This window comes from Microbacterium sp. MMO-56 (genome assembly GCF_037146215.1).
Classification (GTDB): Bacteria; Actinomycetota; Actinomycetes; order Actinomycetales; family Microbacteriaceae; genus Microbacterium.
This window is the reverse complement of the sequence record NZ_JBBCVW010000006.1, coordinates 196,878-203,494: the sequence shown is the minus strand read 5'-3', so window position 1 is coordinate 203,494 and position 6,617 is coordinate 196,878. Positions and strand designations below refer to the sequence as shown.

Here is a 6,617-nt window from a genome sequence, read left to right as displayed (position 1 = left end):
GGTCTCCGGACGAACAGGTTGCTTGGTCGCTACCGATCCTCCGGGCCTCGACCCACCTCACCCCGTCACGCCACGCCCGAGCGCCTCACCCCACCCAGAATGCGCAGAGCCCCCAAACCCGCGAGTGACCGACCTCAATAGACCCCGAACCTGAGTAGCCAGCCCGACCTCCACGGGCGGGCGACCACACGCGACCCCGAACTTGGATGCCACCGGATGTCCGCACCCGCCTGATCAGCGCCCCCGCGCACCCTCACCCGCCCAACCCCGCCAAGTTCGGGGTCGCCAATGGTCGCCCGAGCGCGGGAATGGCGACCACGCGCGACCCCGAACTTGCCCGCAGGCGACCACACGCGACCCCAAACTCGAGGAACCACCCCCGATCCCACAGGCGGGCGACCACACGCGACCCCGAACCCGAACCCGAAGACCCACCCGAACCCGAACAACCACCCCGACCCCGAACCCGAACACCCACCCGAGCCCGGACAACCACCCGGGGAGCCCCCACCCGGCCCCACCCCACCGGGGCGCCCCCGCCCGGGTCAGGCCGAGGCGCGGACCACGAGCTCGGTGTCGAGCACCGTCACGTGCGGCGGATCTCCTCCCGCCAGCAGCGACAGCAGCACCTCGGCCATCCGTGCCCCCTGCTCGTGCGAGGGCTGGCGCATCGTCGTCAGGGCGGGCTTCACGCTGGTCGCGACCGGTGAGTCGTCGAAACCGATGATCGCCACGTCCTCCGGCACGCGGATACCGGCGCGCGCCAGCACGACGAGGGCTCCCCGGGCCATGAGGTCGCTCGCGACGAAGATGGCATCCAGCCCGTCGACCCCCGCGTCGAGGATGCGCTGCATCGCCGCGGATCCCCCGTCGGCGGTGAAGCCGCCGTCCTCGACGGCGGCGGGGGCGAGCCCCGCGTCGGCGAGAGCCGCGTGGAATCCGTCGAGCCGGTCCACACCGGCCGGCATGCTCACGGGGCCGCTGATCGTCGCGATCCGGCGATGTCCGCGGTCGATCAGGTAGGTCGTGGCCTCGTAGGCGCCGGCGGTGTTGTCGACGTCCACGTAGTAGGCGAGCTCCCGCTCGCGCACGGGTCGGCCGCCGTAGACGACAGGCACCGACGCGGCGATCCGATCGATGAAGGTGTCGCTCGTGTGGTGCGAGACCACGACGGCCCCGTCGACGGCGCCGCTGCGCACGTACGCGGCCGTCTTGTCGCGCGGATCGTCGCTGGCGATGATCAGGTTGAGCACGTAGTCCGACCTGCTCAGCCGCGCATGGATGCCCGAGACGACGGCCGCGAAGAACGGGTCGCCGAAGAACCGCGTGGTGTCCTCGGGTACGACGAGCGCGATCGCCATCGTGGCGCGCGACGCGAGCGAGCGCGCGGCACGGTTCGGCACGTAGTTGAGCTGGGCGATGGCGCGCTCGACCGCCGCGAGCGCGGTCGGACTCACCGACGTCGACCCGTTCACGACGCGCGAGACGGTGGAACGCGACACACCCGCGGCGGCGGCGACCTCTTCGATGGTCGCTGTCGTGCGCGGCGCATCGATGGTCACGGCTGGTCCCTAACTCTGTATGTCCGACAAGACGGCGGATGCCGCGGGAGCCTCGATGGCACGGGCGGCGATGACCCGACGATACTCCAGCGCACTGTCCTTGAGCGTGCGCTCCTGGGTGTCGTAATCGACGCGGATGATGCCGAAGCGCTTCTCGTAGCCCCAGGCCCATTCGTAGTTGTCGAGAAGCGACCAGTAGAAGTAGCCGCGGACGTCGACGCCGGCCTCGACGGCGTCGAGGATCGCCGCCAGGTGACCGCGCAGGAACTCCACCCGCTCGACGTCGTGCACCCGGCGCTCGCCCACCTCCTCGACGAGCACGTCGTCGTACGCGGCTCCGTTCTCGGTGACGTACAGCACGGTCCCCGCCGGCTGGGCGTACGACCGCCAGACATGATCGAGCAGCGTCGTCAGCGAGGCGGGGTCGACCTCCCAGTGCATGTTGGTGCGGGGCAGACCGCGCTCGTGCCAGAAGATGCCCTCGTACGACGGGAACGGCGAGCGGGCGGGGCGGTCGGTCGGCGCATCGCCGGGCAGCGGCGGGTGCGGATCGGGCGTACCGGCGACGAACTCGCCGTGGTAATAGTTGACGCCCAGCGCGTCCAGCGGCGTGGCGATGACGTCGAGATCACCGGGAAGAGTCGCCTCCTCGAGCGCCTCGATCGCCTCGGGCGCGACCGCGCGGATGTCCTCGATCGCGTCGGCGGGATACTCGCCGCGGAAGATCGGGTCGAGGAACCAGCGGTTGAACTGGCCGTCGATGCGACGGGCGGCGTCGAGATCGCGGGGGTCCGCCGGGTCGACGGGCTCCGCGACGGTCAGGTTCAGTGTGATCCCGAGGTCGAGGGAGGCATCGCGCGCCCGCAGCTCGCGGACGGTGAGCCCGTGCCCGAGGAGCAGGTGGTGGGCGGCGAGGACGCCGTCGGTGACGCTGTAGCGGCCCGGAGCGTGGATGCCGGCGGTGTAGCTGAGGAACGACGAGCACCACGGCTCGTTCAGCGTCGTCCAGTTCGTCACGCGGTCGCCGAGGGCGTCGTGGACGGACATCGCGTACTCGGCGAACTGCTCCGCCGTCGAGCGCACGGTCCATCCGCCGCGCTCCTCGATCGCCTGCGGCATGTCCCAGTGGTAGAGGGTCAGCCAGGGCAGGATGTCCTTCTCGCGCAGGTCGTCGACGAGGCGCTTGTAGAAGTCGAGCCCCTTCTGGTTGACGGCTCCGCCGTCCGGACGCACCCGCGACCAGGACACCGAGAACCGGTAGGTGTCCAGCCCGAGCTCCGCCATGAGGGCGACGTCGTCGGTGTGGCGGTGGTAGTGGTCGCACGCGACGTCGCCGGTGTCGCCGTTGATGACGGCTCCGGGCACGCGGCTGAACGCGTCCCAGATGGATGCCGTGCGCCCGTCCTCGAAGGCGGCGCCTTCGATCTGGTAGGCGGCGGTGGCGGCACCGAACAGGAACTGGGGCGCGAAAGCGCGCGAGGTCTCACTCACGAGGGATCCTTCCGAGAATCGCGGGGGCGTCAGCCCTTGACGGCGCCGGCCATGATGCCGCTGACCAGCTGCCTGCCGGCGAAGATGAACAGGACGAGCAGCGGGATGGTCGCGAGCAGCACGCCCGCCAGCACGATCGAGTAGTCGACGAAGTAGTTGGACTGCAGCAGCGACAGCGCCACGGGGAGCGTGGGGCTCTGGCGGTCGAGGACGATGAAGGGCCAGAAGAAGTTGTTCCAGGCCGAGACGAAGGTGAACAGCGCGAGCATGGCGGCGGCCGGGCGTGCGGCCGGCAGGCCCACCGTGAGGAAGGTGCGGAACGAGCTCGCACCGTCGACGCGGGCCGCCTCGATCAGCTCGTCGGGGACGGCCTGACGCAGGTACTGGGTCATCCAGAACACGCCGAACGCGCTCACCAGGGCGGGCACGATGATGGCGCCCAGCTGCCCCGTCCACCCGAGGTCGCTGAACAGGATGTACAGCGGCACCACGCCGAGCTGGGTCGGCACCGCCATCGTGGCGATGACGAAGACGAGCAGCCAGCTCGAGCCGCGGAACTTCAGCTTGGCGAACGCCCAGCCGGCCAGCGTCGAGAAGAACACGACCGACAGGGCGATCAGGCCCGAGCTCACGATCGAGTTCCACAGCGCCACCCAGAAGTTGACCGCCGAGTCGTTCACGACCTTCGCCGCGTTGTCGAAGAAGTTCCCCCCGGGGATCCACGACATGTTGGGGTCGCGGATCGTGTACGAGTCGCCCGAGCCGATGAGGAGCGACCAGTAGAACGGGAACAGGCTGCCGGCGATGACGACGCCCAGGCAGGCGTAGATGAACCACCCGGGACGGGTGCCCTTGATGTGGCGCGGGCGCTTGTTCGGGCCGGCGACCGGGAGCTCCGGGTCGGCGATCGGCACGGCCTGCTCGTTGAGGGCGGTCATCGGGTCACCTCGTTCTGGGTGGTGCGGGTGGAGGGAGAGGCCGGGGTCGAGCCGGAGCGGTCGCCGGCGACGGCGGCGCGTGCTCGGCGGCGGGCGGCGCGCAGCTGCGAGCGGCTGAGGTCGTTGCGGCTGCCTTCGTCGCGGACGAGGCCGCGGGTGATGAACAGGTTGATGACGCCGATCGCCAGGATGATGAGGAACAGGATCCAGGCGAGCGCCGCGGCCCGGCCCAGGTTCCACTGGCCCCAACCGATGTCGTAGAGCCAGAGCGAGATGGTCAGCCACTGGTTGTTGGCGCCGCCGGTGCCGGTCTGGTCGTACATCCGCGGCTCGTCGAAGATCTGCAGGCCGCCGATGGTCGAGGTGATGATGACGAAGATCAGTGTCGGGCGCAGGCTCGGCATGGTGATCGCGAAGAACTGGCGCACCTTGCCGGCACCGTCGACGGTCGCGGCCTCGTAGTAGTCGCGCGGGATCGCCTGCATCGCCGCGAGCAGGATCAGGGTGTTGTAGCCGGTCCAGCGGAAGTTGACCATCGTGGCGATGGCGATGTGGCTCGCGAAGGTGTTGGAGTGCCACATGATGGGCTGGATGCCCAGGTGTCCGAGCCACGTGTTCACGAGGCCGTACTGGTCGCCGAACATGTTGGAGAAGATGAGCGCGACGGCGACGGGGGCCATCACGTACGGGACGAGGACACCCATGCGCCAGAACGTCTTGGCGCGGATGTTCTGGTCGAGCAGCGCCGCGATGAACACGGCGGCGATCAGCTGCGGCACCGACGACAGCAGGAAGATGCTGAAGGTGTTGCGCAGCGCGGCCCAGAACTTCGGATCGGAGACGACGGTGGCGTACTGGTCGAACCCGACGAACGTGCCGGAGTTGCGGACCAGATCCCAGTCCATGAAAGAGATCACCGCGGTGTACCCGATCGGGAAGACCCCCACGACCAGGAACAGGATGAAGAACGGGGAGATGTAGAGGTACGGGGAGAGCTTGAGGTCCCACGAGCTCAGTCGGCTGCCGAAGCCGATCCGCTTCGGCGTTCTCGCCGCGACGTCGACGTCGGGGCGGCGGGATGGGGAGGTGATGGTGCCCACTCTTCAGTCCTTCGATTCTCGGGGATCAGGCAGTGGACGGGCCCGGGAGGGGTCCCCCGGGCCCGTCGTCACTGTGCTGCCGGAGTCTTACTTGATCGCGTCGACTTCGGTCTTCCACTGGGCCCACGAGGCGGCCTTGTCCTGCGTCCCCTCTTCGACGCGGGTCAGAGCCTTCTGCATCGCGTCGTTGATCTGGAAGTAGAACTGGCCCTTGAAGGGCGACACCGTCACGGCGTTGGCACGATCGGTGAGGATCTGGCCGACGGGTGCGTTGTTGAAGAACTCGTTCTTCGCGCTGAGCAGCTCATCGGACTTCATCGCGTCGACCTGGCTCGGGAAGGTGCCGGCGCTCGCGAAGGCCTTCAGCTGCGTCTCCGGGCTGGTCAGCCAGTCGGCGAGCTCCTGCGCGGCCGCGACGTTCTTGCCGTTCTTGGGGACGGTGAGGTACGACCCGCCCCAGTTGCCGCCGCCGCCCGGGAAGACGTTGGCGATGTCCCACCCGGTGACGTCTTTCGCGTTGCCGGAGATGACGCCGAGCATCCAGCCCGGGCACAGCATCGTGGCGAACGCGCCGTTGGACAGCCCCGCGAACCAGTCGTCCGACCACTGGCTGAAGTGCGCCGACTGGGTGGACGCGGCGTCCAGCACCTGGTTGTAGATCTTCTCGACGCCGGGATCGATGTCGATCTTGCCGGAGGACGGGTCTTCGTACGCGGCCTCGACCTGGTTGATCATGCCCTGGTAGGTGCCTCCGGCGGAGTCGAAGAACGCCTTGCCGGTGGCCTTGGTGTACTGGTCGCCCACGGAGAAGTACTTCGCCCAGTCGCCCTGGAGGAGCTTGGCGACCTCGTCGCGATCGGTGGGCAGGCCCGCGGCCGCGAACAGGTCGGAGCGGTAGCAGACGCCCTCGGGGCCGATGTCGGTGCCGTAGCCGATGAGGTTGCCGCCCGAGTCGGTGGCCGCCTTGACCTTCCAGTCCAGCCAGCGGCTCGACAGGTCGGCGGGGACGGGCGCGAGGAGGTCGGAGTACTTCATGACCTCGGGCAGCCAGTCGACCTCGATCGCCTCGATGTCGGCGAGGCCGGTCTTGCCGAGCTTCTGGAAGTAGTTGGCGCGGGCGTCGTTGGAGGTCGCGGCCTTGTTGTGCACGATCGTGACGTTCGGGTGCTCCTTCGTGTACTCGGCGAGCAGCTCGTCCGAGTAGCCGAAGTCGTTGAACGTGGCGACCGTGAGCTCGACCTTCTCGTTCGGGTCAGCCGTGGCCGGAGCCCCGCTGCCGCCGGCGCAGCCGGCGAGGACGAGGGCGGAGGTGGTCGCGACGCCGGCGACGAGGCCGACGCGGCGCAGTGCGCGTGTATTCACGTGTCACTCCTTTGTGGTGTGGGTGCGAGGTTCGTGCGTCCGGTGGTCGTCGCTCTGGCCAAGGACCGTGAGAGCGCTCCCACCGGATGACTCACACGATATGGGATCGCTCCCACGAACGCAAGGGAGCGCTCCCACGAGCGCGGTCACAGCTCGGTAACGAC

Annotated in this window: 5 protein-coding genes; all 5 read right to left on the bottom strand. The window is 68.8% G+C overall.

The features are described from left to right. Positions 1 to 545 precede the first annotated feature (545 nt). Positions 546 to 1,562: a LacI family DNA-binding transcriptional regulator gene (locus WFI00_RS07970; RefSeq protein WP_336633374.1), complete on the bottom strand. Its 1,017-nt coding sequence runs from the start codon at positions 1,560 to 1,562 to the stop codon at positions 546 to 548. Positions 1,563 to 1,571: 9 nt separating this feature from the next. Next, positions 1,572 to 3,053 carry a GH1 family beta-glucosidase gene (locus WFI00_RS07965; protein WP_336633373.1) on the bottom strand — a complete coding sequence of 494 codons (1,482 nt, stop codon included), beginning with the start codon at positions 3,051 to 3,053 and terminating at the stop codon, positions 1,572 to 1,574. A 29-nt stretch (positions 3,054 to 3,082) separates the two neighbouring features. After that, the gene (locus WFI00_RS07960) at positions 3,083 to 3,991 is read right to left on the bottom strand and encodes a carbohydrate ABC transporter permease (protein ID WP_336633372.1); all 909 of its coding nucleotides are present in this window, start codon (positions 3,989 to 3,991) and stop codon (positions 3,083 to 3,085) included. Continuing rightward, entirely contained in the window at positions 3,988 to 5,091 is a 1,104-nt protein-coding gene (locus WFI00_RS07955; RefSeq protein WP_336633371.1) for a carbohydrate ABC transporter permease, read from the bottom strand. Before WFI00_RS07955 ends, WFI00_RS07960 begins: the two co-directional genes overlap by 4 nt. A gap of 87 nt (positions 5,092 to 5,178) precedes the next feature. Continuing rightward, positions 5,179 to 6,453 (bottom strand): ABC transporter substrate-binding protein, encoded by a 1,275-nt coding sequence (locus WFI00_RS07950; RefSeq protein ID WP_336633370.1) that lies wholly within the window; start codon positions 6,451 to 6,453, stop codon positions 5,179 to 5,181. Between the last annotated feature and the right edge of the window lie 164 nt (positions 6,454 to 6,617).